This is a genomic window from Jiangella aurantiaca (genome assembly GCF_004349105.1).
GTDB lineage: Bacteria > Actinomycetota > Actinomycetes > Jiangellales > Jiangellaceae > Jiangella > Jiangella aurantiaca.
In genome coordinates this window covers 40,242-62,229 of the sequence record NZ_SMLB01000012.1, presented here as the reverse complement: position 1 = coordinate 62,229, position 21,988 = coordinate 40,242, and the positions used below count along the sequence as shown (strand labels likewise).

At 70.5% G+C, this 21,988-nt stretch carries 24 protein-coding genes and 1 pseudogene; 13 read left to right on the top strand and 12 right to left on the bottom strand.

All coding sequences use genetic code 11. The features are described from left to right. The first annotated feature begins 3 nt into the window (after positions 1 to 3). A complete protein-coding gene (locus E1262_RS11350) occupies positions 4 to 1,080 on the top strand; it encodes an NAD-dependent epimerase/dehydratase family protein (RefSeq protein ID WP_132103243.1) in 1,077 nt (358 codons plus the stop codon). Further along, positions 1,077 to 1,436, top strand: a complete 360-nt coding sequence (gene trxA / locus E1262_RS11345) for a thioredoxin (RefSeq protein ID WP_132103242.1) — start codon at positions 1,077 to 1,079, stop codon at positions 1,434 to 1,436. The genes E1262_RS11350 and trxA overlap by 4 nt, the downstream gene beginning before the upstream one ends. 297 nt (positions 1,437 to 1,733) lie before the next feature. On the opposite strand, the gene E1262_RS11340 is transcribed toward trxA, so the two are convergent. Then, on the bottom strand, positions 1,734 to 1,928 hold the full coding sequence (locus E1262_RS11340) for a hypothetical protein (RefSeq protein WP_132103241.1): 195 nt from the start codon (positions 1,926 to 1,928) through the stop codon (positions 1,734 to 1,736). A 108-nt stretch (positions 1,929 to 2,036) separates the two neighbouring features. Between E1262_RS11340 and E1262_RS11335 the strand changes: the two genes are divergently transcribed. Next, positions 2,037 to 2,405 carry an ArsR/SmtB family transcription factor gene (locus E1262_RS11335; RefSeq protein WP_132103240.1) on the top strand — a complete coding sequence of 123 codons (369 nt, stop codon included), beginning with the start codon at positions 2,037 to 2,039 and terminating at the stop codon, positions 2,403 to 2,405. A gap of 132 nt (positions 2,406 to 2,537) precedes the next feature. On the opposite strand, the gene corA is transcribed toward E1262_RS11335, so the two are convergent. Further along, positions 2,538 to 3,554 (bottom strand): magnesium/cobalt transporter CorA, encoded by a 1,017-nt coding sequence (gene corA / locus E1262_RS11330; RefSeq protein WP_203453787.1) that lies wholly within the window; start codon positions 3,552 to 3,554, stop codon positions 2,538 to 2,540. 309 nt (positions 3,555 to 3,863) lie between these two features. Between corA and E1262_RS30300 the strand changes: the two genes are divergently transcribed. From E1262_RS30300 to E1262_RS11310, 5 genes are all read left to right on the top strand, one after another. Next, a complete protein-coding gene (locus E1262_RS30300) occupies positions 3,864 to 4,031 on the top strand; it encodes a low molecular weight phosphatase family protein (RefSeq protein WP_162605871.1) in 168 nt (55 codons plus the stop codon). Next, positions 4,028 to 4,438 carry an arsenate reductase ArsC gene (locus E1262_RS11325; protein ID WP_132103238.1) on the top strand — a complete coding sequence of 137 codons (411 nt, stop codon included), beginning with the start codon at positions 4,028 to 4,030 and terminating at the stop codon, positions 4,436 to 4,438. Before E1262_RS30300 ends, E1262_RS11325 begins: the two co-directional genes overlap by 4 nt. Positions 4,439 to 4,454: 16 nt before the next feature. After that, complete coding sequence (locus E1262_RS11320; RefSeq protein WP_132103237.1) at positions 4,455 to 5,528, top strand: ArsO family NAD(P)H-dependent flavin-containing monooxygenase; 1,074 nt, start codon at positions 4,455 to 4,457, stop codon at positions 5,526 to 5,528. 251 nt (positions 5,529 to 5,779) lie between these two features. After that, positions 5,780 to 6,463, top strand: coding sequence for a GTP pyrophosphokinase (locus tag E1262_RS11315; RefSeq protein WP_420810518.1), 684 nt, complete (start codon positions 5,780 to 5,782; stop codon positions 6,461 to 6,463). Positions 6,464 to 6,544: 81 nt separating this feature from the next. Further along, positions 6,545 to 7,258 (top strand): DJ-1/PfpI family protein, encoded by a 714-nt coding sequence (locus tag E1262_RS11310; RefSeq protein ID WP_132103235.1) that lies wholly within the window; start codon positions 6,545 to 6,547, stop codon positions 7,256 to 7,258. A 30-nt stretch (positions 7,259 to 7,288) separates the two neighbouring features. On the opposite strand, the gene E1262_RS11305 is transcribed toward E1262_RS11310, so the two are convergent. Next, the gene (locus tag E1262_RS11305) at positions 7,289 to 7,564 is read right to left on the bottom strand and encodes a DUF1876 domain-containing protein (RefSeq protein ID WP_203453774.1); all 276 of its coding nucleotides are present in this window, start codon (positions 7,562 to 7,564) and stop codon (positions 7,289 to 7,291) included. Positions 7,565 to 7,695: 131 nt separating this feature from the next. On the opposite strand from E1262_RS11305, the gene E1262_RS11300 reads away from it, so the two are divergent. Further along, positions 7,696 to 9,060 carry a phosphoribosyltransferase family protein gene (locus E1262_RS11300; RefSeq protein ID WP_132103233.1) on the top strand — a complete coding sequence of 455 codons (1,365 nt, stop codon included), beginning with the start codon at positions 7,696 to 7,698 and terminating at the stop codon, positions 9,058 to 9,060. Between the two features lie 146 nt (positions 9,061 to 9,206). Here E1262_RS11300 and E1262_RS11295 read toward each other — a convergent pair whose 3' ends face one another. The 4 genes from E1262_RS11295 to E1262_RS11280 form a co-directional block, all read right to left on the bottom strand. Continuing rightward, complete coding sequence (locus E1262_RS11295) at positions 9,207 to 9,611, bottom strand: four-helix bundle copper-binding protein (protein WP_132103232.1); 405 nt, start codon at positions 9,609 to 9,611, stop codon at positions 9,207 to 9,209. A 38-nt stretch (positions 9,612 to 9,649) separates the two neighbouring features. Next, positions 9,650 to 10,102 (bottom strand): YbhB/YbcL family Raf kinase inhibitor-like protein, encoded by a 453-nt coding sequence (locus E1262_RS11290; RefSeq protein ID WP_132103231.1) that lies wholly within the window; start codon positions 10,100 to 10,102, stop codon positions 9,650 to 9,652. A 770-nt stretch (positions 10,103 to 10,872) separates the two neighbouring features. Further along, positions 10,873 to 12,738 (bottom strand): PA domain-containing protein, encoded by a 1,866-nt coding sequence (locus E1262_RS11285; RefSeq protein WP_132103230.1) that lies wholly within the window; start codon positions 12,736 to 12,738, stop codon positions 10,873 to 10,875. A gap of 347 nt (positions 12,739 to 13,085) precedes the next feature. Beyond that, a complete protein-coding gene (locus E1262_RS11280; RefSeq protein WP_132103229.1) occupies positions 13,086 to 14,753 on the bottom strand; it encodes a DEAD/DEAH box helicase in 1,668 nt (555 codons plus the stop codon). A gap of 174 nt (positions 14,754 to 14,927) precedes the next feature. Between E1262_RS11280 and E1262_RS11275 the strand changes: the two genes are divergently transcribed. Beyond that, on the top strand, positions 14,928 to 15,428 hold the full coding sequence (locus E1262_RS11275) for a DUF2231 domain-containing protein (RefSeq protein ID WP_132103228.1): 501 nt from the start codon (positions 14,928 to 14,930) through the stop codon (positions 15,426 to 15,428). Between the two features lie 28 nt (positions 15,429 to 15,456). Here E1262_RS11275 and E1262_RS11270 read toward each other — a convergent pair whose 3' ends face one another. After that, positions 15,457 to 15,768 (bottom strand): MerR family transcriptional regulator, encoded by a 312-nt coding sequence (locus E1262_RS11270; RefSeq protein WP_132103227.1) that lies wholly within the window; start codon positions 15,766 to 15,768, stop codon positions 15,457 to 15,459. A gap of 135 nt (positions 15,769 to 15,903) precedes the next feature. Here E1262_RS11270 and E1262_RS11265 point away from each other — a divergent pair. After that, positions 15,904 to 16,332, top strand: a pseudogene (locus E1262_RS11265) (Hsp20/alpha crystallin family protein); the annotation flags it as partial. 324 nt (positions 16,333 to 16,656) lie between these two features. On the opposite strand, the gene E1262_RS11260 reads toward E1262_RS11265, so the two are convergent. Beyond that, positions 16,657 to 17,007: a DUF8129 domain-containing protein gene (locus E1262_RS11260; protein WP_132103225.1), complete on the bottom strand. Its 351-nt coding sequence runs from the start codon at positions 17,005 to 17,007 to the stop codon at positions 16,657 to 16,659. Positions 17,008 to 17,137: 130 nt separating this feature from the next. Further along, entirely contained in the window at positions 17,138 to 18,373 is a 1,236-nt protein-coding gene (locus E1262_RS11255) for an MFS transporter (RefSeq protein ID WP_132103224.1), read from the bottom strand. A 545-nt stretch (positions 18,374 to 18,918) separates the two neighbouring features. Between E1262_RS11255 and E1262_RS30295 the strand changes: the two genes are divergently transcribed. After that, the gene (locus E1262_RS30295) at positions 18,919 to 19,416 is read left to right on the top strand and encodes a hypothetical protein (protein WP_162605870.1); all 498 of its coding nucleotides are present in this window, start codon (positions 18,919 to 18,921) and stop codon (positions 19,414 to 19,416) included. 299 nt (positions 19,417 to 19,715) lie between these two features. On the opposite strand, the gene E1262_RS30860 is transcribed toward E1262_RS30295, so the two are convergent. Next, positions 19,716 to 19,889 (bottom strand): hypothetical protein, encoded by a 174-nt coding sequence (locus E1262_RS30860; protein WP_203453771.1) that lies wholly within the window; start codon positions 19,887 to 19,889, stop codon positions 19,716 to 19,718. 35 nt (positions 19,890 to 19,924) lie between these two features. Continuing rightward, positions 19,925 to 20,644 (bottom strand): class I SAM-dependent methyltransferase, encoded by a 720-nt coding sequence (locus E1262_RS11245; RefSeq protein ID WP_132103223.1) that lies wholly within the window; start codon positions 20,642 to 20,644, stop codon positions 19,925 to 19,927. 91 nt (positions 20,645 to 20,735) lie between these two features. Between E1262_RS11245 and E1262_RS11240 the strand changes: the two genes are divergently transcribed. Next, the gene (locus tag E1262_RS11240; protein WP_132103222.1) at positions 20,736 to 21,884 is read left to right on the top strand and encodes a hypothetical protein; all 1,149 of its coding nucleotides are present in this window, start codon (positions 20,736 to 20,738) and stop codon (positions 21,882 to 21,884) included. Positions 21,885 to 21,988: the final 104 nt, after the last annotated feature.

Genomic DNA, 21,988 nt, shown 5'->3' with positions numbered 1-21,988 from the left:
GCGATGCGAGTCCTCGTCACCGGCGGCGCCGGCTTCATCGGCGGGCACGTCGTCGACCAGCTGGCCGAGCAGGGCGCCGAGGTGGTCGTGCTCGACTCCCTGGCCGCGCATGCCGAGCCGCCCGCGCATCTGCCGGACGGGGTCGACCTGCGCGTGGCCGACCTGCGCGACGCCGACACCGTCGCGCACGCCGTCGGCGACGTCGACGCCGTCTGCCACCAGGCCGCCCGGGTCGGCCTGGGCGTCGACCTCGACGACGTCGCCGACTACGTGTCCGACAACGACCTGGGCACCGCCGTACTGCTGCGCGCCCTGTGGCGGCGCCGCTTCACCGGCCGCCTCGTGGTCGCGTCGTCGATGGTCGTCTACGGCGAGGGCCGGTACCGCTGCACGCGACACGGCACCGTCGCACCCGGCCCGCGGTCGGTCGCCGACCTCGATGCCGGGCAGTTCGAGCCGTCCTGCCCGCACTGCGGTGCGCAGCTGTCCTGGGACCACGTCGACGAGGAGGCGGCACCCGATCCGCGCAACGTCTACGCCGCGACGAAGCTGCTCACCGAGCACCTGGCCTTCGCGTACGGCCGCGAGACCGGCGCCGCCGTCTGTGCGCTGCGCTACCACAACGTGTACGGGCCGCGGATGCCCCGCGACACCCCCTACGCGGGCGTGGCCAGCATCTTCCGCAGCGCGCTGGCCCGCGGCGCCGCACCCCGCGTCTTCGAGGACGGCGGTCAGCGGCGCGACTTCGTCCACGTCGGCGATGTCGCCCGGGCCAACGTCCTGGCCCTCGGGTCCGGGTGGAGCGGGGCGCTCAACGTCGCCAGCGGCGAGCCGCACACGATCCTGGAGATGGCGGCCGCCCTGTGCGCGGCGTTCGGGCCGGTCGCGCCGCCACCCGTCGTCACCGGCGAGTACCGCCTCGGCGACGTCCGCCACGTCGTCGCCTCCCCGCGCCGTGCCGCCGCGGCACTCGGCTTCGAAGCGCGCGTCCCCTTCGCCGCCGGCATGGCCGAGTTCGCCCACGCCCCGCTCCGGGCGGCGGGAATGCGGACGTCCCCCCAGGGGGTTGCACCTTCATGACCACCACCGCACTGACCAGCCAGACCTTCGCACAGACCGTGGACGACAACGAGATCGTGCTGGTCGACTTCTGGGCCGACTGGTGTGGACCGTGCCGCATGTTCGCCCCCGTCTACGAGCGGGCCGCGGAGCAGCACCCGGAGATCGTCTTCGGCAAGGTCGACACCGAGGCGGAGCAGGAACTGGCGGCGTGGGCGCAGATCACGTCGATCCCGACCCTGATGGCCTTCAAGAAGGGCCACCTCGTCTTCGCTCAGCCCGGCGCGCTGCCGGCGGCCGCGCTCGACCAGGTCATCGACGCCGTCACCGCCCTCGACGTCGACGCGGCCCTGGCCGCCGCCAAGAAGGAGCAGTAGCCCGGTCACTGCCCTGCGGCCTCCCAGTCGAACCTCTCAGGGTCGGTGAAGGACCCGGCGTCCGCGGGCACGCCGGCGACCTTGGCGATAGCCGTGACGCTAGCGGCGGCCGGGGAGTCCGCACTTCTCGATAGAGGCGGCGGCAGCGAAGCGGCACCGGCTCGATGCCGGCGCCGCCCCGCAGCGTCGGTGCCGTCAGCAGCACCCGGTGTCGCAGCAGTCCGTGATCAGGTCGTCGCAGCAGTCCATCGTCGCCACCTCCTCTCGCCGTGGTCATCGACAGGTCAGCGGCCGCGCTCAAGCCGTCGTGCAGCACCTGCTGTCGTTGCTGGTGGCGAGCGCGGTCCAGGCACCGCGCAGGCGGCCGACGGTGCGCGCGACGCCGCTGCGGCGGCAGCAGGTGGCGATCGCGACCAGCCGCCGGCGGGCCGCTTCGGCGATGAGGTCGCGCCGGCGTTCGGTCGCGATTGTTTCGGGCAGGTACGGGTCCATGGCGCCTCCTTGTTTCGACGTTCATCTAATCACTGATTCGACGAATCTCAAAGCAGTGTTACGAAGATCTTCGAATCGGCTCGCTTCCGCGGCTAAGCTGGAGACATCATGACCACTGTGACGACCAGCCTCGAGGCACCCGCCCCCGCCTCCGCGCGACAGCTGCCGGTGCTGACCATCTGCTGCGCCCCGTCGGCAGCGATGGCCGACGACGACGCGGCCTCGCTGGCCGGCATGTTCAAGGCGCTGGCCGACCCGGCCCGGGTGAAGATCCTGTCGATGCTGCTCAATGCCGATGAGGTCTGCGCCTGCGACATGGCCGACGCGATCGGCAAGACCGCTGCGACCGCGAGTCACCACCTGAAGCTGCTGCGCGACGCCGGCCTGATCATCGGCGACCGGCGTGGCACCTGGGTCTACTACCGCGTGGTGCCCGAGCGGCTCGCCGCCATCCGCGACGCCCTCACACTCGCATAACGTTGATCATGGAGAAGCGCCCCTTTCCAGCGCCGCCAAAGGGGGACTTCTCCATGATCAACGAGGCTGCGGGGCGCCAGGGCGCCGAGTGGCCGCAGGTCACCGCCATTGCCGTCGTCGCCCTCGGTACCGTCACAGCCAGCCGCGGCGCTTGAACGACAGATACAGCACCACGCAGGTCAGCGCCATCAACGTCAGGGCGAACGGGTAGCCGAGCAGCCAGTGCAGCTCCGGCATGTGGTCGAAGTTCATGCCGTAGACGGTGCCGATGAGCGTCGGGGCGAACAGGATCGCCGCCCATGCGGAGATCTTCTTGAGCTCCTCGTTCTGCGCCTGGGTCACGAGGGTGGCGTTGACGGTGAGGATCTTGCTGAGCAGCGCCTCGAAGTTGTCCACGCGCTCGGCGACGATGGTCGCGTGGTCGCGGACGTCGCGGAGGTAGCGGCGCAGCTCCTCGCTGGTGGCGTATGTCGTGAAGCCGGCCTCCAAGGCCTTGAGCATGTCCAGCAGCGGACGCGTGGCCAGCTGGAACCCGGTCACCTCGCGGGAGAGCTCGTAGATGCGCCGCGACACCTTCGGATCGCCGTCGAAGACCTGCGCCTGGATCTCGTCGATGTCGTTCTGCAGCCCGGCCACCACCGGCGCGTACCCGTCGACGACGGCGTCGAGGATGGCGTACAGCACCGCCTCCGGGCCCAGCGCCAGGAGGTCCGGATCGCCCTCCATGCGACGGCGGACCGCGGCCAGGTCCGGCGACTCGCTGTGCCGGACGGTGAGCACGAAACCCGGGCCGATGAAGACGTGCACCTCGCCGAACTCCACCCGCTCGACGTCGTCGAGGTACCGCGCCGCCCGCAGCACCACGAACAGCGTGTCCCCGTAGCGCTCCAGCTTGGGTCGCTGATGCGCCACGATCGCGTCCTCGACGGCCAGCTCGTGCAGATCGAACTGGTCGGCCACCGCCAGCAGTTCCTCGTCGCTGGGCCGGTACAGCCCGATCCACGCCATGCTCGACTCGTCGGGCAGACTCCGCAACGCCTCGGCCAATGTCGCCGGCGACTCCGTGCGGCGCCCGTCACGGTAGACCCCGCTGTTGACCACGCTGGCACCGACGTCCACGACAGCGGCGGCGTCGGGGCGCGGATCCATCGCCCGCTCCGGCGCCTCGGGCACCTCGCCGGCCGGACCATCGGGGCCGGCGGCACCCCGCCGGGGCGACAGGAAGCGCAAGCGGCTGTTGGCCATGGATCCATCCTGCCCACTGGGAGGGCTCGGCGGCGAAGAACGGCCACGACGACCCAGAACATCATCCCGTCAGCGGTAACAGAGCACCGCCGCGGGCCTTGGTTCAGTCACATCAACGATCGCGTACTTCGGGAACTCGGCGCCGACCTCACGACCGCGTTCCCGAAGCCGCTGACGGACGACGTCGTCACGGCGGCCGACGTCGTCATTACGATGGGGTGTGGCGACGCCTGCCCGGTCTGTCCCGGCAAGCGCTACGAGGACTGGGACGTCGCCGACCCCGATGGCGCCGACGATGCCCGGCTGGCAGCGATCCACGACGATCTCGACAGCCGCGTCCACGCGCTGTCCGCCGATCTCATCGACACGGAGTCCAGGTGACCGACAAGCCCAGCGTGCTGTTCGTCTGCGTCCACAACGCCGGCCGCTCCCAGATGGCAGCAGCATTCCTCCACCACCTCTCCAGCGGCGACATCGAGGTCCGCTCGGCCGGGTCCGCGCCCGCCGACCAAGTCAACCCCGTCGCCGTCCAGGCCATGGCCGAGGTCGGCATCGACATCGCCGCGGAACAGCCGAAGATCCTCACCGATCAGGCCGTCCAGGAGTCCGACGTCGTCATCACCATGGGCTGCGGCGACGCCTGCCCGTTCTATCCGGGCAAGCGGTACGAGGACTGGGAGCTCGACGACCCGGCCGGCCAGGGCATCGAGGCCGTCCGCCCCATCCGCGACGACATCCGCGGCCGCGTCGAGGCCCTCATCGCCGATTTGAAAGCGACCGCCCGCTGACCCCGTCGGGCGCGACATGACGGTTCAGCTCCGCGACGCCGACGTCATCGTGGTCGGCGGCGGCCAGGCCGGGCTCGCCGTCGGCTACTACCTGCGGCGTGCCGGCGTGGACTTCCTGATCCTCGACGACCAGCCCGCACCCGGCGGCGCCTGGCAGCACATGTGGCCGTCGCTGCGGCTGTTCTCGCCGGCGTCGTACTCGTCGCTCGCCGGTTGGATGATGCCTCCGACCGGTGACGACCGCTTCCCCGATGCCGCGCACGTCGTCGACTACCTCACCCGGTACGAAAAGCGCTACGACCTGCCCGTCGTACGACCGATACGCGTGTCGTCGGTGTCCCTCGGCGCCGGCGGCCGCTTCGCGGTGCACACCGACGCCGGTAGCGCGGCGTCACGGGGCGTGGTCAGTGCGACCGGCACCTGGTCGCGGCCGCACGTGCCCGCCGTCCCCGGCCGCGACACATTCCGCGGCCGCCAGCTGCACACCGTCGACTACGACGGACCAGAGCCGTTCGCGGGCCAGCGCGTCGTGGTCGTCGGCGGCGGGAACTCCGGCGCGCAGATCCTCGCCGAACTCACCACCGTGGCCGAGACCCTCTGGATCACCCAGCGCCCACCCCGGTTCCTCCCCGACGACGTCGACGGGCGCGTGCTGTTCCAGCTGGCCTCGCGCCGCTTCGCCGCCCGCCGCGACGGCGTCGACGACCCGGGCAGCGGGATCCGCGGCCTCGGCGACATCGTCATGGTGCCGCCCGTGCGCGAGGCCCGGGACCGCGGCTCCCTGGTCGCCGAACCTCCACCGTCGGCATTCACCCCGACCGGCCTCGAATGGCCGAACGGGCGCCCCACCGACGTGGACGCCGTCGTCTGGTGCACCGGCTTCCGGCCGGCACTCGACCACCTCGAACCGCTGGGACTCCGCGGCCGCATCGCCACGACGGGCGCGGCCGGCACCCGCTCGGCGGACGTCCCCGGCCTGTACCTGGTCGGCTACGGCGATTGGACCGGACCCGCGTCGGCCACCCTCGTCGGCGCCGCACGCACCGCCCGCGACACCGTCCGCGAACTGGCCGACGCCATCGTCAGCTAGCGTGCGCCGTTGCCGCTCGGAGCGGTGAGGCTCCACGAGCGTCGACATCATGAGGCGTTCTCCCGCTGTACCAGGCATGCACTCCTGGTGAAGCAGGAGAACACCTAGGGAGAGTGGCTCACATACGATCGACAACGATGGACGAACACGCGCAGGTGAGTGCCGACGACGATCCCGACGTCCTGGCGGCAGGCGAGATCCCCGAGTTCCTGGCCGAGTTCCGGCAGCTGCGCGACGAGTTCTCGCGGTTCATGCTCTCGTACAAGTTCGGCATGGACGAGATCACCACGAAGGTGCGGATCCTGCAGGAGGAGTTCCGCACCGTCCACGTCTACAACCCGATCGAGCACGTCTCAGCGCGGCTGAAGACGCCGGAGAGCGTGCTCGAGAAGGTGCGGCGCAAGGGGTGCGAGCCGACGTTCGAGCGCATCCGTGAGCAGATCACCGACATCGCGGGCGTCCGGGTCACCTGCTCGTTCGTCTCCGACGCCTACCGGGTCTTCGATCTGCTGACCGGCCAGCGCGACATCGACGTGGTGGCGGTGAAGGACTACATCCGCCATCCCAAGCCCAACGGCTACCGGAGCCTGCACGCGATCGTCCAGGTGCCGGTGTTCCTCTCCGACGGGCCGACGCCGGTGCCGGTCGAGGTGCAGTTCCGCACCATCGCGATGGACTTCTGGGCCAGCCTGGAACACAAGATCTATTACAAGTACGACAAGCACGTGCCCGACGCGCTCCTGGCCAACCTGGGCGAGGCCGCGACCACGGCGGCCAAGCTGGACGAGGACATGGAGCGCCTGCACCGCGAAGTCCACGGCGACGACCGTCAGCAGCCCCCGCTCGAGACCTCGACGGGCGGCCTGGAGCTGTCCGAGCGTGTCGTGGCTCAGCTGATCCAGCAGCGCGCCGCCGCCCACGGTGGTAACGGCTAGCGGCCTTCGTGGCCTGGCACCCGGCTCACCGGCCCGATCGGGATCCGCCGCTCCTATGATGGGTGGCGACGAGGAGTTGTCATGGATGCCAGCTCGACGACCGCGATCGTCGCCTATCGGGGGGTCTCCACCGACGAGGCTGCGATCTTCCGGTTCGTGCTGTCCCAGATCCCCGACTTCCGCACCGTGGTCGTCGGCACCGCGCTCGGGCAGGTGCCGGGCCCGGGCGGGTTCCAGGTCGTCGAGGCCACCATCGACGAGATCAACGCGCCCGAGATCGTCGCCGTGCCCGGCGGCGTCGGGACCGACCGGCACCCTGAGCTCGCCGCCTGGCTGCGCCGCGTGTCACCGCGCTGGCTGCTCGCGAGCTCGACGGGCACCGCGTTGCTGGCCGCGGCCGGCCTGCTCGACGACGCCACCGCGGCGACCCACTGGCTGGCCGGCCCGCTCCTCGAACACTACGGAGCGCACCCGTCGCACGAGCGAATGGTCGTCGACGGCTCGGTCATCACCTGCTCCGGAGGCCCGGCCGCGTTCCAAGCCGCGTTGCTGGTCGCCAGGGCCTACGGTGGAGCCGAGCTGGTCACTCAGATCACCGCGACCGCGGCCGCCGCGCGCCGGGAACGCGTCCGGCCACAGCACCGGACCCTCCGGTCACGGCTGAGCGACGTGTTCCGCGGGCGGGACCCGTCGCCACCGGCACCGACGTCGCTCGACCATGCACTCGGCGAGGTCGACGTCCTCGACCTCGGGACGTTCACCGCGCTCCCCGACCGCCGCGACGACGAACGCTGAGGCAGCGGCACCCGGCCCGACGATCGATCGTCAGCGCTGCAGCCGCGCCTTCTCCCGGGTGGCCATCTCGATGTCACCGGCGGCCACCTCGAGCAGCTGGTGCGCGAGGTCCGACAGGGCCCGTGCGACGGCCAGCTCGTCGCCGATTCGCGGAACATCGGGGTCTTCCGGGTTGCGCCGCGCCCGCCCGACGCCCGCCATCGCGGGCCGCCGCGGCGCCTGCAGCCGCGCCTCGGCATGCGTCAGGCGATCGTCGTGGTGTTCGTCGATGACGACCTCGACCGTCCAGTGCTGTCCTTGCATCATCACGACTCCCACACGATCGGCTCTGGTGGTACTCGCCTCCGCTTACCCGCGGCCGAATCGACCAAACGGCGTCGGACCAGCCAGCGGGACCCACGTGCGTGGAGCGACGGCAGTGCGGGTACGAACCGCGAATGAGCACTCGAGACGCACCGATCTTCCGCGATCGTGACGACGCCGGCCGCCGGCTCGGTGAACGTCTGAGCGCGCTGACCTTCCGTGACCCGATCGTGCTGGCGCTCCCCCGCGGCGGCGTGCCGGTCGCCGCCCGGGTCGCCGCCGCGCTGGACGCTCCCCTGGAGGTGTTCGTCGCCCGGAAGGTCGGCGCGCCGTCGCATCCGGAGTTCGGCATCGGCGCCATCGCCGAGGGCAGCGACGAGGTCGTCGTGACGAGCGCGGCCGACCGCCTCGGCCTCGGCTCCGACGACCTAGAGGCCCTGGTCGACGACGAACGAGCCGAGCTCGCCCGCCGGGTCGACCGGTACCGCGGCGCCGCGCCACTGCCCGACCTCGAGGCGCGGGACGTGATCCTCGTCGACGACGGCCTGGCCACCGGCGTCACGGCCGAGGCGGCCCTGCGCTCGCTGCGCGGGTTCCGGCCGCACCGGCTCCTCCTTGCCACGCCGGTCTGCTCGCCCGACTCCGCCGAGCGGCTGGCCGCGATCGCCGACGACGTCGTTTGCGCGGCCGCACCGGAGGACCTGTTCTCGATCGGCGCCTACTACGACGACTTCAGCCAGACCACCGACGACGAGGTCGTCGATCTGCTCGCGTCGTCCAGGGACAGGTCGGCCACCACCGGCGACAGCCCGGCGAGCGAGCGGCCGGTCACTGTCGCCGTCCCCGGCGGCGGTACCATCGACGCCGCCCTCACCGTGCCCGCATCGGCACGCGGCGTCGTGCTCTTCGCCCACGGAAGCGGCAGCAGCCGGCACAGCCCCCGCAACCGCCAGGTCGCCCGGGCCCTCCAGCGACGCGGACTGGCGACCATGCTCACCGACCTCCTCACGCAAGACGAGGAGCGCGAGGACCTCGCCACCGGACGGCACCGGTTCGACATCGGTCTGCTGTCCCTGCGGCTGGAACTGGCCAGCCGCTGGCTGGCGGCGGAACCGTCGACCGCCGGCCTCCCCCTGGCCTACTTCGGTGCCAGCACCGGCGCCGCTGCGGCGCTGGTCGCCGCGGCCGCGTCCAGTGGTCGCGTCCGCGCCGTCGTCTCCCGCGGCGGGCGGCCCGATCTGGCCGGCGACGCGCTGGCCGACGTCGACGCTCCCACGCTGCTGATCGTCGGCGGCCGTGACGAGGCGGTCATCGGCCTCAACCAGGACGCCCTGCTGGCGATGCGCACCGTCCGCGAAATCGCGATCGTGCCCGGCGCCACCCACCTGTTCGAAGAACCCGGCGCACTCGACGACGTCGCCCGGCTGGCCGGCGACTGGTTCATCACTCACCTCGGCCGACCGGCCGGCGACGCGCCCGTCCACGACGTCAGGAGGTGAGACCAGCATGGCCACCCAGACCCAGCGGACGCTCTTCTGGATCCTGGCAATGGTCGCCGTCATCGCCCTCGTCGCGCTCGCGCTGCTGAGCGGCGGCAACGGCGGCGGAGGCGGCGGCTACTGAGTGGCCGCGGCGAGGCATTCGGTCAGCCGAGGCTGCCGAGCAGGTCGTGGCAGGCCTCCGCGCAACGTCGGCACACCTCGGCACAGATACGGCAATGGTCGTGGGCGGCGGCATGCCGCCCGCACTCGTCCGCGCATGACCTGCACACGACCATGCACGCCTGGAGCAACGCACGTGTGACGTTGGCGTCGTAGCCGGTGTGCCGCGACAGCACCCGGCCGGTCGTCTCGCACGTGTCGGCGCAGTCCAGGTCGGTCCGGATGCACTTGGCCAACTCCGCGACCATGTCCTCGCTCAGACAGGCGTCCGCGCACGCCGTGCATGCCTGTGCGCACTCGACGCAGGCCTCGATGCAGGCCACGAGCTTCGCCTGATCGACGTCGCCGAGGCTCTTCGGGTAGGTCAGAAGCATCTCGTTCACGACCATGGTCGCCCTCCTCATGATGCTCGGCGGGTGCCCGGCGCTCAGCGCTGGAAGAGCCCGACCAGCGTGCCGCGCTCGATCATCGCCGCGTCCGCCGCGCGGTAGACGTCCGCGACGCTGGGGTCGTCCGGGAGGTCGACCGGCTCGGACAACGCGTACAGCCGGAAGAAGTAACGGTGTGCCTGGTCACCCGGCGGCGGCGCCGGCCCGCCCCACCCGATCTCCCCGAAACCGTTGCGCCACTCACGGCCTCCGGCCGGTGTCCGGTGCTCGGGCACGCCGCCGCTGTGCGCGTCTATCCCGGTGACGAGCCAATGCAGGAACGAACCGCTCGGCGCGTCTGGATCCTCGCACAGCAGTAACAGCTCGACCGCCTCCGTCGGCACGCCGATCCACTCCAACGACGGCGAGACGTTCTCCTCGTCGTGGCCGTGGCGGCCGGGAATGGCCGTGTGGTCGCTGAAATCCGGACTTCGAAGCTCGATGCCGGCCACACTCCCACCTCACTCACGATGACGGGTCTTCTGCGCCGCGTACCCGCAACCCGGGCCGGCAAACCACCGGCGGGAGCGAGCATCTGGCCCGCCGATCCGGTCCGTCGGCCGGTCTTGCCCGGATCCTCGACCCTAGACGGTGATCTTGGCTGAGGTCGTGTCGTGGGCGCGGAAAGTACTCCTGACCTGGGGGAATAGGGATTGTCGAGTCAGTGGCGACGCTGCGGGGGGTTGTCGCATGCCGGAGTCGTCACGCGTGATGCGGGCACCTCACTCGCCTGAAGACCGCACACCGCGCGCTCGGGTCCCCGCAACGGCCCTGACGCGGGTGAGGTGTCGCCGGGGCGAGTGCCGGCGTGCGCAGTGCCCTACGTAGTCACCGTGACGACGTACGCGGTGATCGCGACCGGGCCGGTCCCGTTGGCCGATTGGCGCGACGGCGGGCTGGCTGCCGAGACCATGCCGGCCGCAAAGGGGGCTCGCGTCCCCGCCTCCCGGCGGCCTGGTCTGTCGGTCCGGCGTGTTGACAAGGACGCCGAGCAGTTGGCGCTGGTGTCAACACGCCCGGATCCTGATCAGACTGTCTGCCCGGTCGCCTGGACAGGGGCCGGCGGCCCGATGCCGGTGGCATCGTGTGGGATCGTGCAGCTCTGGCGACCCGCATCCTCAACCATCCACCACACGCTCGGCCAGGCCGACGATCGCCCCAGCGGAACAGAGAAGAGGGGCGTCGCCTGTCGCCGGCGACGCCCCTTCCCCCGTCGTGCCGGTCAGTCGCCGGTGTAGCGGAAGATGAACAGGCCGTGGTCACGGTCGCTGGCGGCGACGTACTCCTGGCCCTCGTGCTGGAAGACCTGCACGCCCCAGAAGTTGTTGCCGTCGTCGGCGACGTAGTGGCCGATCTCCTCGATCTGCCCGCTCTCCGTGCTGACCACGCGCAGGCCGCCGGAGTAGTAGGCGATGTATGTCAGGTCGGGGTCGACCTCGGAGGTGGCCACCTCGTGCACCGACAGGTCACCGAAGCCCGACGCGTACTCCGGGTCGTGTGCCTCGGGGATGGCGTAGGTGTCGAGCGACTCCATCGTCTGGCCGTCGAACAGGTGGACGTAGCCCCAGCCGTCGAAGTACGAGGAGAATGTGAGCGTGTCGCCCGTCGTGCCGACCGGGATCGGCGAGAGCACCGAGCCGTTGCCGGCCACGCAGCCCGCGTCGTCGTACTGGTCTTCGTAGCCGAAGATCGCGTAGCCCTGTTCGCGCGGGACGACGCCGAAGGTGTAGATGTCGCCGGCCACACTCATGCCGAGCTCGGCGTTGCAGGCGTCGGAGCCCTCACGGTTGAAGATCACGACGGCATCCCAGCCGCCGGCCGCGATCACATTGGCGACCTTCACGGTGAAGTCACAGACCCCGCGTTCGACGACGGCGATGTCGGCGACGTTCGGGTCGCCGGCCGGCACGGCGGTATCGCCCGGGCAGGCGCGCCCGACGAACGTCGTCGCCCCGGTGAAGGTGTCGCCCTCGGCGAGCTGTTTGGTGTCGCTGCCCGAGCTGGCGTCGATCTCGGTGCCGTCGGTGACGTTCTCGGCGCTCAGCGCGTACGGGCCGAAGTCCTCGTCGGTGGCGAGCACGAACTCCTGGTCGAGCGTGAACTCGCCCTGGTGCCCGTTGCCCTCCGGCGGCACCATGAACCCGCTCTCAGCGGCCTCGGGGTCGAACTCGGCGTACTGGGAGTCGGCGAGGTACACGGGGGCCAGCGGGTTCGTCACGTCGAGCTGGACGTAGCCGGCGTCCCAGTAGGAGACCAGCATGATCTGCCGGCCGTCGATCTCCTCCACGATCACGTCATGGTGGAAGATCTCGTCCAGGCCGTCCTGGGCGATCTGCGGGAACATGGCGTCGAGGTCGTACTCGGCGACGAGCCGCGGCTTCTTCGGGTTGGTGATGTCCATGATGTCGACGTCGGGACCCTCTTCGTTGTCGACGATCACGGCGTACGCCTTGTCGCCGGCGTCCCAGGCGAAGACGCTGTGGATCTCGTTCGCGCCCTTCTGCCCCTGCCCGTTGGCCAGGGTGTCGCCGATGCCGACGGCCAGCGGCGTCGGCGCCTCGGGCTTGGTGACGTCGTAGATGTTGAGGCCGCCGAAGCCGGCAGGGTCCTTGCAGGTCTCGTTGTTGGTCACCAGGATGTCGCCGGTGAAGTACGGCGTGTCCAGGGAGATGGCCTGGATGCCCTCGCCCGGCGCGCTGCCCTCCTTGGCGACGATGAACGCGACCTCCTCCGGGTTCTCCGGATCCCGGATGTCGACGACGTGGACGCCGTTGTACTTGCAGGTCGCGCCGCCCCACGCGGCCAAGTAGGCGTAACCCTCGTGCACGCCGACGTCGGCGATCTTCTCCGGTTCGACGTTCTTCAGCTCCAGCTGGCTGACCAGCTCCACGTCCGACACCGAACCGGGCAGGTGGCCGTCGTCGCCACCGTGCTGGTGATGGTGGTGCGTGGTCTTGGCGTTGTCGATGGCTCCGTCGTACTGGACGGAGCCGCTGTCGTGAGCCGTGGCCGGGATCGCCAGCGTCGCGGCGGCGAGAACGGCGACGCCGGCGGTCGTGACCGCCCGGCGAGATGCATGGTGCCTCATGGGCTACCCCCAGGTCGGAGATACGGGGTGTGGGTATCGAGACACGGACGATAGCCCTGCTCAGGCCGGTTCGAGAAGATCTCGGCCGATGATCGTGAGATACGTAAAGATATCCTGGGAAATGGGTCGCGACCCGTGCCCTTTTGAGCTGTCAGAGCGATCACATCGGGCTCATCGGCCGGGATCGCAGCGTCGCGGCGGTCGCGTGCGGTGACAGTGCATGCGCGGTGGTGGTGGCGACTCCGATAGCGCACCAGTTCGAACGGTGCAGCGCTCACCGCGGCTAGTTCCGCCGGCTCGTACGTGTCGGGACCGTTGGGGCGATCATCGGGTGCCCCGCCGCCGCGTCACCGCTTCGCCGGATACCGCTCGCGCCGCACGGTGGCCTTCCGTCCCTTGATGGTCGTGCGCCGCAGTGCCGCGATGACGTCGTCGGCCGCCGACTCCGGCACCTCCACGAGCGAGAACCGGTCGGCTAGCTCTATCGCGCCTACGTCGCGACCAGTCAGGCGCGACTCGCCCGCGATGGCTCCCACGAGGTCCTGCGGCCGGACGCCGGCCCCGCGGCCGACGCCCACGTATATGCGCGTAGTGGCACCCGGTCGCGCGGCACGCCGTTTCGCCACCTTGTCGGCTCGCGCTGGAGGTGCGTCGGCGACGGCGGGGATGGTCTCGTCGTCGGCCTCGTCGCCGGTACCGGACGTGGCTTCATGCGCCAGCTTCACGGCCGCCAGAGCGACGTCCACGATGTCGAACTCGTCGGACAGCGTCTCGACCACCGGCCGGAACCGCTCGACGTCGTCGGTGAGCAGCATCTCACGAAGCGCCGCACGGGTCAGGTCGAGTCGTCGCGTCCGCAGCTCCGCGACCGTGGGCACCCGGTCGACGGTGATGCGCTGCTTCGTCAGCCGTTCGATCGCCTTGAGCATCCGATGCTCGCGCGGCTCGGCCAGCGTGATCGCCACGCCTTCCCGACCGGCTCGCCCCACGCGGCCGATCCGGTGCACGTACGCCTCGGGCGCGGCCGGGACGTTGTAGTTCACCACATGCGTCAGCTGCTCGATATCCAGACCACGGGCGGCGACGTCGGTGGCCACGACCAGTTCCACCGCGGCGCTGCGGAGCCGTCCCATGACCCTGCTGCGGTGATCCTGGTCCATCCCGCCGTGGAGTGCCTCGGCACGGTAGCCGCGGCCGGTCAGCGTCTCGGTCAGCTCGTCGACCTCCTGCCGCGTCCGGCAGAAGACGATCGCCGCCGCGGGCGCCTCCACGTCGAGCACCCGGCCGAGCACCGTCGCCTTGTGCGCTCGATCGACGATGTAGGCGCTCTGCCGCACCAGCGGGCCGCCCCGCTCCGTCACCGCCGGGCCGATCTCGATCCGGACCGGGTCGCGCAGGTGACGGCGGGCGATCCGCCCCAGCCGGGCCGGCATCGTGGCCGAGAACAGGACGGTCTGCCGGTCGGCGGGCGTCTGTTCGAGGATCGCCTCGATGTCCTCGGCGAATCCCATGTCCAGCATCTCGTCCGCTTCGTCGAGCACCACCGTGTCGAGGTCGTCCAAGCGCAGCGTCCCCCGGCCGATGTGGTCCAGGGCGCGACCCGGCGTGGCGACCACGACGTCGACGCCGCGGCGGAGGGCGGCGAGCTGGCGTCCCATCGGCTGGCCGCCGTACACCGGAAGCACCCGGACACCCAGCTCGCGGCCGTAGCGATGAAACGCCTGGGACACCTGCTCGGCCAGCTCACGAGTCGGCGTCAGCACGAGAGCACACGGCGCCGCGTCGCGGCGATCGGCGGCCATGCGCTGCAGCACCGGTAACGCGAACGCCGCTGTCTTCCCCGTCCCGGTCGCGGCCTGCCCCAGCAGATCACGCCCGGCCACCAACGGTGGAATCGCCGCCAGCTGGATCGGCGTCGGTTCCTCGTAGCCCAGCCCCGACAGCGCACCCGCCAGCTCCGGCCGCAGCTCCAGGCCGGCGAAACCGCCGGCATCACTCAGGTCCACTCTCATCATCTCCAGCCTTCGAGCACTGCGGCGCCCGGCAGCGGACCCCCCGGCCAGGTGCCGACGCCACGTCCCGTACCCAGGATCGTCTCCGGCGCCCTCCATCCCCTGCTCCACGTCGAGTGCATCGACGGTGGGCCATCAGGGTACGGCTGAGCCAACTGGACCACGGCGAGGTGGATCATGGAGAGTCGTGTGAAGGCGGCCGGTCATCCGGTCCATCCGATGCTGATCGTGTTCCCGCTGGGATTGCTGACCACGGCGGTCGTGTTCGACATCCTGTACTTGATCACCGACGGAGCGGGGTTCCCGGTCGCTGCCGGATACGCGATCGCCGCAGGCCTCATCGGGGGGCTCGTCGCAGCGCTGTTCGGCTTCATCGATTGGCTGGCCATTCCAGGCGGCACGCGCGCCAAGCGGATCGGGGCGCTCCATGGGCTGGGCAACGTCGTCGTGGTGGCGCTGTTCGCGGTGAGCTGGTTGCTGCGGGCGGGCGACGAGGGCTGGAAGCCAGACCTCTGGGCGCTGGTGTTCGGCTTTGTCGGCGTAGCGCTGGCCGCGGCGACGGGATGGCTCGGCGGGGAGCTGGTGGACCGGCTCGGCGTCGGTGTCGACGACGGCGCACACCTGGATTCGCCGAGCTCACTGTCCCACAGACCGGCACAGGCCAGAGGACCACGCTGAGGCACGCCGAGAGCGACGACGGGACAGCTCAGTCATCACCCGCCCTCTGACCGCGGCGGCCATCAGCGTCGCGGCGCAGTTCCGCGTTCTCGGCTTCGAGGTCGAGGACCATGGCGATGCCGGCGAGGTTGAGACCGTCGGCGAGGAGCTCGCCGATGCGACGGAGCCGGTCGACGTCGTCGGCGCTGTAGCGGCGGGTACCGCCGTCGGTGCGAGCCGGCGCGAGCAGTCCGCGGGCCTCGTACAGGCGCAGGTTCTGCACGCCCATGCCGACGAGGTCGGCCGCGACGGAGATGCTGTACACGCCGCGCGCCGAATCGATGTCGTCTCCGCTGGTCATGAACCTCTTCAGTCGTCTACTTGCACACACTGTGGTGCGCGTGCTATAGGAAAACTATAGCGCATGCCATAGATCGCAGCCCGGCGATCCATGGTCGGAAGGAGCATCTCGTCTGACGCGATGGAGGTGGAACCGATGCTTATGCGCACCGATCCGTTCCGCGAACTGGACCGGCTGACCCAGCAGGTGTTCGGCGCCCGCGGCACCCTCGCCCGTCCCGCCGTCATGCCGATGGACGCCTGGCGCGAGGGCGACGAGTTCATCGTCGAGTTCGATCTGCCCGGTGTGGCCGCCGGCTCGATCGACCTCGACATCGAACGCAACGTCGTCACCGTCAAGGCCGAGCGTCCCATGCCCGAGAACGACAGGGAACTGGTCGCGGCCGAACGGCCCCGCGGCATCTTCAGCCGCCAGCTGATCCTCGGCGACAACCTCGACCTCGACCGCATCACGGCCCGCTACGACGCCGGCGTCCTGACGCTGCGCATCCCGGTGGCCGAACAGGCCAAACCGCGCAAGATCAGCGTCAGCAGCGGCGGCGCGGACCGGCAGGCGATCCAGGCCCATGGCGAGGCCGGCGACCGGCGGCTGAGCGGCAGCGCCCAGGAACCGGCCGTCGAAGGGCAGGTCGAGTCAGTGCAGAACGGGCACACGGTGCCCGCCTGACCCGCACCTCGATGGCGATGCACGGCAGCGTCCAGGTCGAGCTGCGACCTGTCGGCCCGGCGAGCGCCCCCGCCCGCCGGCACCCAGAGGCGTCGGCTACGAGAGGTAGGTGATGCGCCACAACGATCATCGACACACCACCGATTCAGCGAGCGCGTCCGGCTCGGCGATCCGCGCGCCGAGCCGGACGCTCGGACGGCACCGGCCCCCTCTGTGGAGCGGCTAGCCGGGAGCCGGGCCCTGGCGAGGCTTCGGCTGGCTCGTCGGCACGCCGTGTGGTGCGGAGTGGCTCGGCGGTGCCTGGGTCTCGGGCCGGATGCGCTGCGTGTCCGACGGCGGGCCGCTCGGCTGCGGTCCAGGCGGTGCCTCGCCACCCGACGGGGTGGCGCCGGCCTCCAGTTCGCTCATCCGAGTCGCGAGGACCTGTCTCACCAGCGGCCGGTCGGCGTGGCCGGATTCGTACTCCATGAGCTGCCTCAGGGCAGCGTGGTCGAGCGTTCGGATCACCTCGCGCACTGTCTCGACCGACATGTGGTCGTAGTCCCGTATCGGCAGGCGTTCGTCACGGCTCACCGTCATCACCTCTCGACGTTCACGGCCGGAACGCTCAAGCCGTTACCCGGAGGCGGTAGCCGTACACCGATCGCCCGAGGGGTCCTGGCCACGTCCTGCGCGGCGGGCGCGGATCAGAGGTCCGGGCGGCTCAGCGCCCCACGCGCCGCAGGTCGCGCACAGCCGGGATCGCCAGCAGCAGGGTGCAGGTGACGAGCGCCATGGCTGCGGACACGAACAGCAGCGGCACCGTGCCCGCGATGACCGCGAGCGGCCCCGCCACCGCCTGGCCGATCGGTTTCATCACCAGCGAGCCTGCCGCGTCGTACGCGTGCACCCTGCCGAGAACGTCCTGTGGGATGTGCGTCTGCACGCTGGTGTGGAACATGACGATCCAGAACGCCATGCCCACGCCGCTCACGGCGTAGCACCCGGCGACGAGGGGCGCGGGAAGGCTGAGCGCGACACTCAGCGGCATGAGCGTCCACAGGATCATGGAGAGGGCGCCGGCCCGGAGCGGAAACCGCGGGCGGAGCCTGATCGCGACGATCCCACCCAGCACACTGCCCGCCCCGAGGGCCGACATGACCAGGCCGAACGTCGCTGATCCGTGGTCGGTGACGAGCGTGCTGTAGCCGAGGGTCATGGCGGGGCCGGACCCGGCCAGCTGCCAGGCCATGAAGACGACGATGACGCTCCACAGCCAGGTCCTGGCTCGGAACTCCCGCCACCCCTCGATGAGGTCGGCTCGGAACGACGACACGCCACCCCGCCCGGCGGGGCCCATCGGGACCGAGCGGATCCGCAGAAGGCAGGCGCCGCTGACCGCGAAGGTCAACGCGTCCAGGGCGACCACCGCCGCAGGTGACGTGATCACCAGCAGCAGGCCGGCCAGCGACGGGCCGATCACGACGGTCACGGACTCGGAGATGCGGAGGGTGGCGTTCGCCTTCTGCACGTCCCGAGCGATGAGTGGGGTGATGCTGGCGACTCCCGGCTGGAACATGGCGCTGCCGGCCCCGACCAGGGCCAGCAGCACCAGGATCTGCCACAACTGTGGCGTACCCAGCACGAACAGCAGCGCGAGCACTGCCTGGAAGCACAGTCGAGCCGTGTCCGACACGACCATCAGCCGCCGGGCGCCGAAGCGGTCGGACAGCACCCCGCCAAAGATGATCAGCGCTGCGAACGGAGCGATCAGCGCGGCGAGCGCGTAGCCGACGCCGCTCGCCCCGTACCCCGCTCCGATCACGGCGGCCGTGATCGCGACGGGGAGCATCGCGTCGCCCAGCAGCGAGGTGGTGCGGGCGGCGAAGAACAGCCGGAAGTCCGCCGTCCACAGCGGCAGATCAGATGAGTCGTCCTTGACGCGCAGGTCACGGGTCATGTCCGAGCCAGCCACTGCTCACCGTCCCACATATGCGGTTGATCACCATCAGGGCGATCCTCTCGTACCCCGGTCGTCCCGCGCGGCGGTCTCCAGCACCACCTGGTGAGAACCTCACTCTGACGGTCACCATGGGCGCCGTGGTGGGCTGACCGAGCCATCCGAGGCCGGGCGTCGCAACGTCGAACCGGCCGGTGTGGCTGTGCATGCTCCGGGTACACGGTCCGGTTGATCGGTCTCGGAAACGTGATCGGCGGGCTTCCGGCTGTCCGCGGCGCTCGCCGTCGCCGGCCTGCACTGGGGCTGGGGGCGCCGGCCAGTACCCGGAGCTGCTGCCGGGGCGACGTTCCAGCGCCCGCAAGGCTCCGGATGAAGTCGGTCGTGGCGGCTTGGCTGTGTCGCAACCGATCTGTACGCCGAACCGGACCTGGAACATGCCGCCAGGAAGCGGCATTCTGGGCCGAAAGCGTCCGCGGGAGAAGCTGATATCGGTCATGTCTGGGGCCTGGAGAACCACGCGGTTCGGGCGTCGCCCGATGACGCGAATGGCCACGGCGGGCCTGGCCCTGCACGTGTTCTTCGAGTTCGGCGCGGGCGTGGGTATGCCGCTGGCGTCGGTCCTCGGACCCACCGGTGCGGGCACCCTGTGGGCGGCGAGTGCCGGGACCGCGTTCCACCGGGCCGGCACCAGACCGTCATCCAGCGACACGACCTTCGCGCTGATCAACAGCTTCGGCCTGGCTGCGGTCACCGCTCACCTGGCCGGCTGGCCGACACGGCGGACCGCGTTCGGCTTGCCGTGGCTGCGCGACTGCGAAGGACTCGGACCGGAACTCATGCGCTTCTACAATCCGATCTTGTACTTCTCCGGCAGCGCCGCGTTGGCCGCGCTTCTCACTGAGAACCGATCGGCGCCGCGGTACTTGCCGCTGCTGAGTCTTGGGCTCGTGCCGGTGCTGATCGCGGCGCAGCACGGCGAGCACAGACGGCTGAGGGAGATCGCATGCCAACAGCCGCGCTGGTGGAACCGCAGACTGCAGTAGGACGACTCATGCCTCCACAGGGGAAGGACGGGCGCCTCCTCCTGGACTGACTCCTGCGAGGTGGACGTCATGCCGACCCTTCCGGCGGTGGTCGGCGGCAGCCATTGCACCAGTTCGGTGGCCGGTTTTTGTACGAGCGCCCGGGCGCGATGCCGGGCGAGTGCGGCATCGACGCCTCTGGTGACGCAGGCGGCGAGGTCACGAACCGCCCCGGGATTTCCGGACAGTCGGCGGCGGCCCTTGGCCGCTTGTGTCGTCTTGTCCGAGATGTTCAGGCGCCGTCGAACCACTCGCGGTGATCAGCCGCCAGGTTTCGCCCTTCGATGGGCCGATCGCCTCAGCCAGCCGACGATGGCAGTGGCCACGAACAGCACCACCCCGATGACGCCGAGCCAGAGGATGCCCTCGATCGCGAACCCCACGATCGACAGCACCAGCCAGATGGCCAGCAAGACGACGACGAGGATGAGCATGTCCGGAGTGATACCCAGCTCCGAGCTTCGCAAGCCTAGAGCGCGAAGCCGTCGTCGCCGCCGCGCGGGCTTCGGTTCGGGTCCGGCTGAGGATCTGTCTCCTTCGCCGCGGCCACCAGGGCGTAGCGCTCGTCCGCGACCGGCCGACCCCACAGGTCCGGATCTCCGCTGAGATCCTCCACCCGCAGGTCACGGACCAAGGGCCGAACCGCCGCCACCAGGTCTCCCGCGGCCACCCCGCCGTTCCAGGGCAGCTGTTCGGCCTCGACGACGTACGACCCGTCGGACCCGGCGCCGGCCCAGCGCCCTTCGACCAGGATGAGCGTCCCGCCGTCGCGCAGCCGACCACGCCAGTCGCGCAACGCCGCCAGCGGGTCGGGCAGCGTCCACACGACGTGGCGCGCCAGAACCACGTCGAACCGCTCGTCACCGGTCGGTGGCGCCACGGCATCGCCCACCAGGAACCGGCCACGCTGACCGGCGGCCGCGAACTTGGCCTGGGCGAGCTCCACCATCCGCGGCGACAGGTCCACACCCGTCACGCGATGTCCCGCCTCGGCCAGCAGCAGAGCGAGGGAACCGGTGCCGCAGCCGACGTCGAGGACGTCGGGGGCACCCGCCGGCAGCCACTCGGTCAGCCGCTGCCGCCATGCCGCCCTCGTGCGCTCGGCCCGCAGCCCGTGATCGGGCTCCTCGTCGAAAGCTCCCGCTGCTTCATTCCAGTACGCCTTGATGGTGTCGACCCGGTTCGTCATGCCCCCGAGTATCGAGGCAAGGTCCGACAAGGTCGGCGCGATGGTCGGCGGTTCATTGCAAATGAGAACCATCCCCTCATAGAGTCGCCGTATGCCGCGTCTGAGTTCGATCACGCCAAGGCTTCGAATCCTTCTCGCCGCCACCATCGCGACCGCGGGACTCACCTACGCCCAGACCGCAGCCGCGGACCCATCGCCGTCCGCACACCCGCCCGAGTTCAGCTTCGCCGAGGTCGGAGATCTCGGCGGCTCGGCGTCGTTCCCCCTGGACATCGCCCGGAACGGGACGGTCGTCGGAACCGCCCGGACGCAGGCCACGCCGCGCCCTCAGACGGCGTTCGTCCACCGGGACGCGGCCCGCTCGCTGGGCACGCTGCCCGGCTCCACCTTCAGCCGCGCGATGGGCGTCAACGCCCGCGGGCAGGTGGTCGGCGAGGCGTTCACAGCCGGCGCAGAAAGCTCCCGAGCGGTCATCTGGGATCGCCGTGACCACCTCAGCGTGCTTCCTGGCCTGCGCGGCCCGGACAGCAGTGCGGTCGCGAACGCGATCAACGAACGGGGCGACGTGGCGGGAGTGAGCACAGCATCCGACGGACGAGCCACCGCGGTCATCTGGCCTCGAGGCGCAGCCCCACGGGCGCTGGGATGGCTCGATGACCTTCCCGGCACGTCGTCCCGGGCATGGGACATCGACACCACCGGCGCGGCGGTCGGCTCCATGTCTGTCGCCGACGGTGACGATCACTTCCACCCGCATGCCGTCGCTTGGGACCGCAGCGGCGTACCCACCGATCTCGGCGTCCTGGAAGACCACGGCAGCAGCACCGCGTACGCCGTGGCCCGGGGTACCGGCCGCCACCCACTCATCGTCGGAGCGGCATCGCTGGACGGTGGTACGCGAGCGGTGGTCTTCGGCTCGTCCGGGCCGACAGCGCTCCCGACCCCCGGCGAGTTCCGCCACGCTCGCGCCAATGACGTTGCCCGGCAAGACTGGGTGGTCGGCCACGCTGCTCAGCTCGAAGGCGCGCCCACGTTCGGCGGCGCCGCGGTGCTCTGGGTGAGCGGCGTGGCCTACCGCCTGGAAGAGCTGACTCGCGACCTCCCGCCGGGATGGAGCCTCCAGAACGCCGAAGCCATCGACGACCAAGGCAGGATCGTCGGATACGGCACCGTGCGCGGCGAGGTCCGGGGCTTCATCCTGACGCCCGACTCCCCCGCGACACCAGAGCCATCCACCTGAGAAGGTGCCGTCACCTTGGCTGATTGTCATGCCGCACATCACTGTCCAACGGACGCACAGGAGTGCGCCCGACCCAACCAGGCGGCTGAGCAGGCGACGCGGGT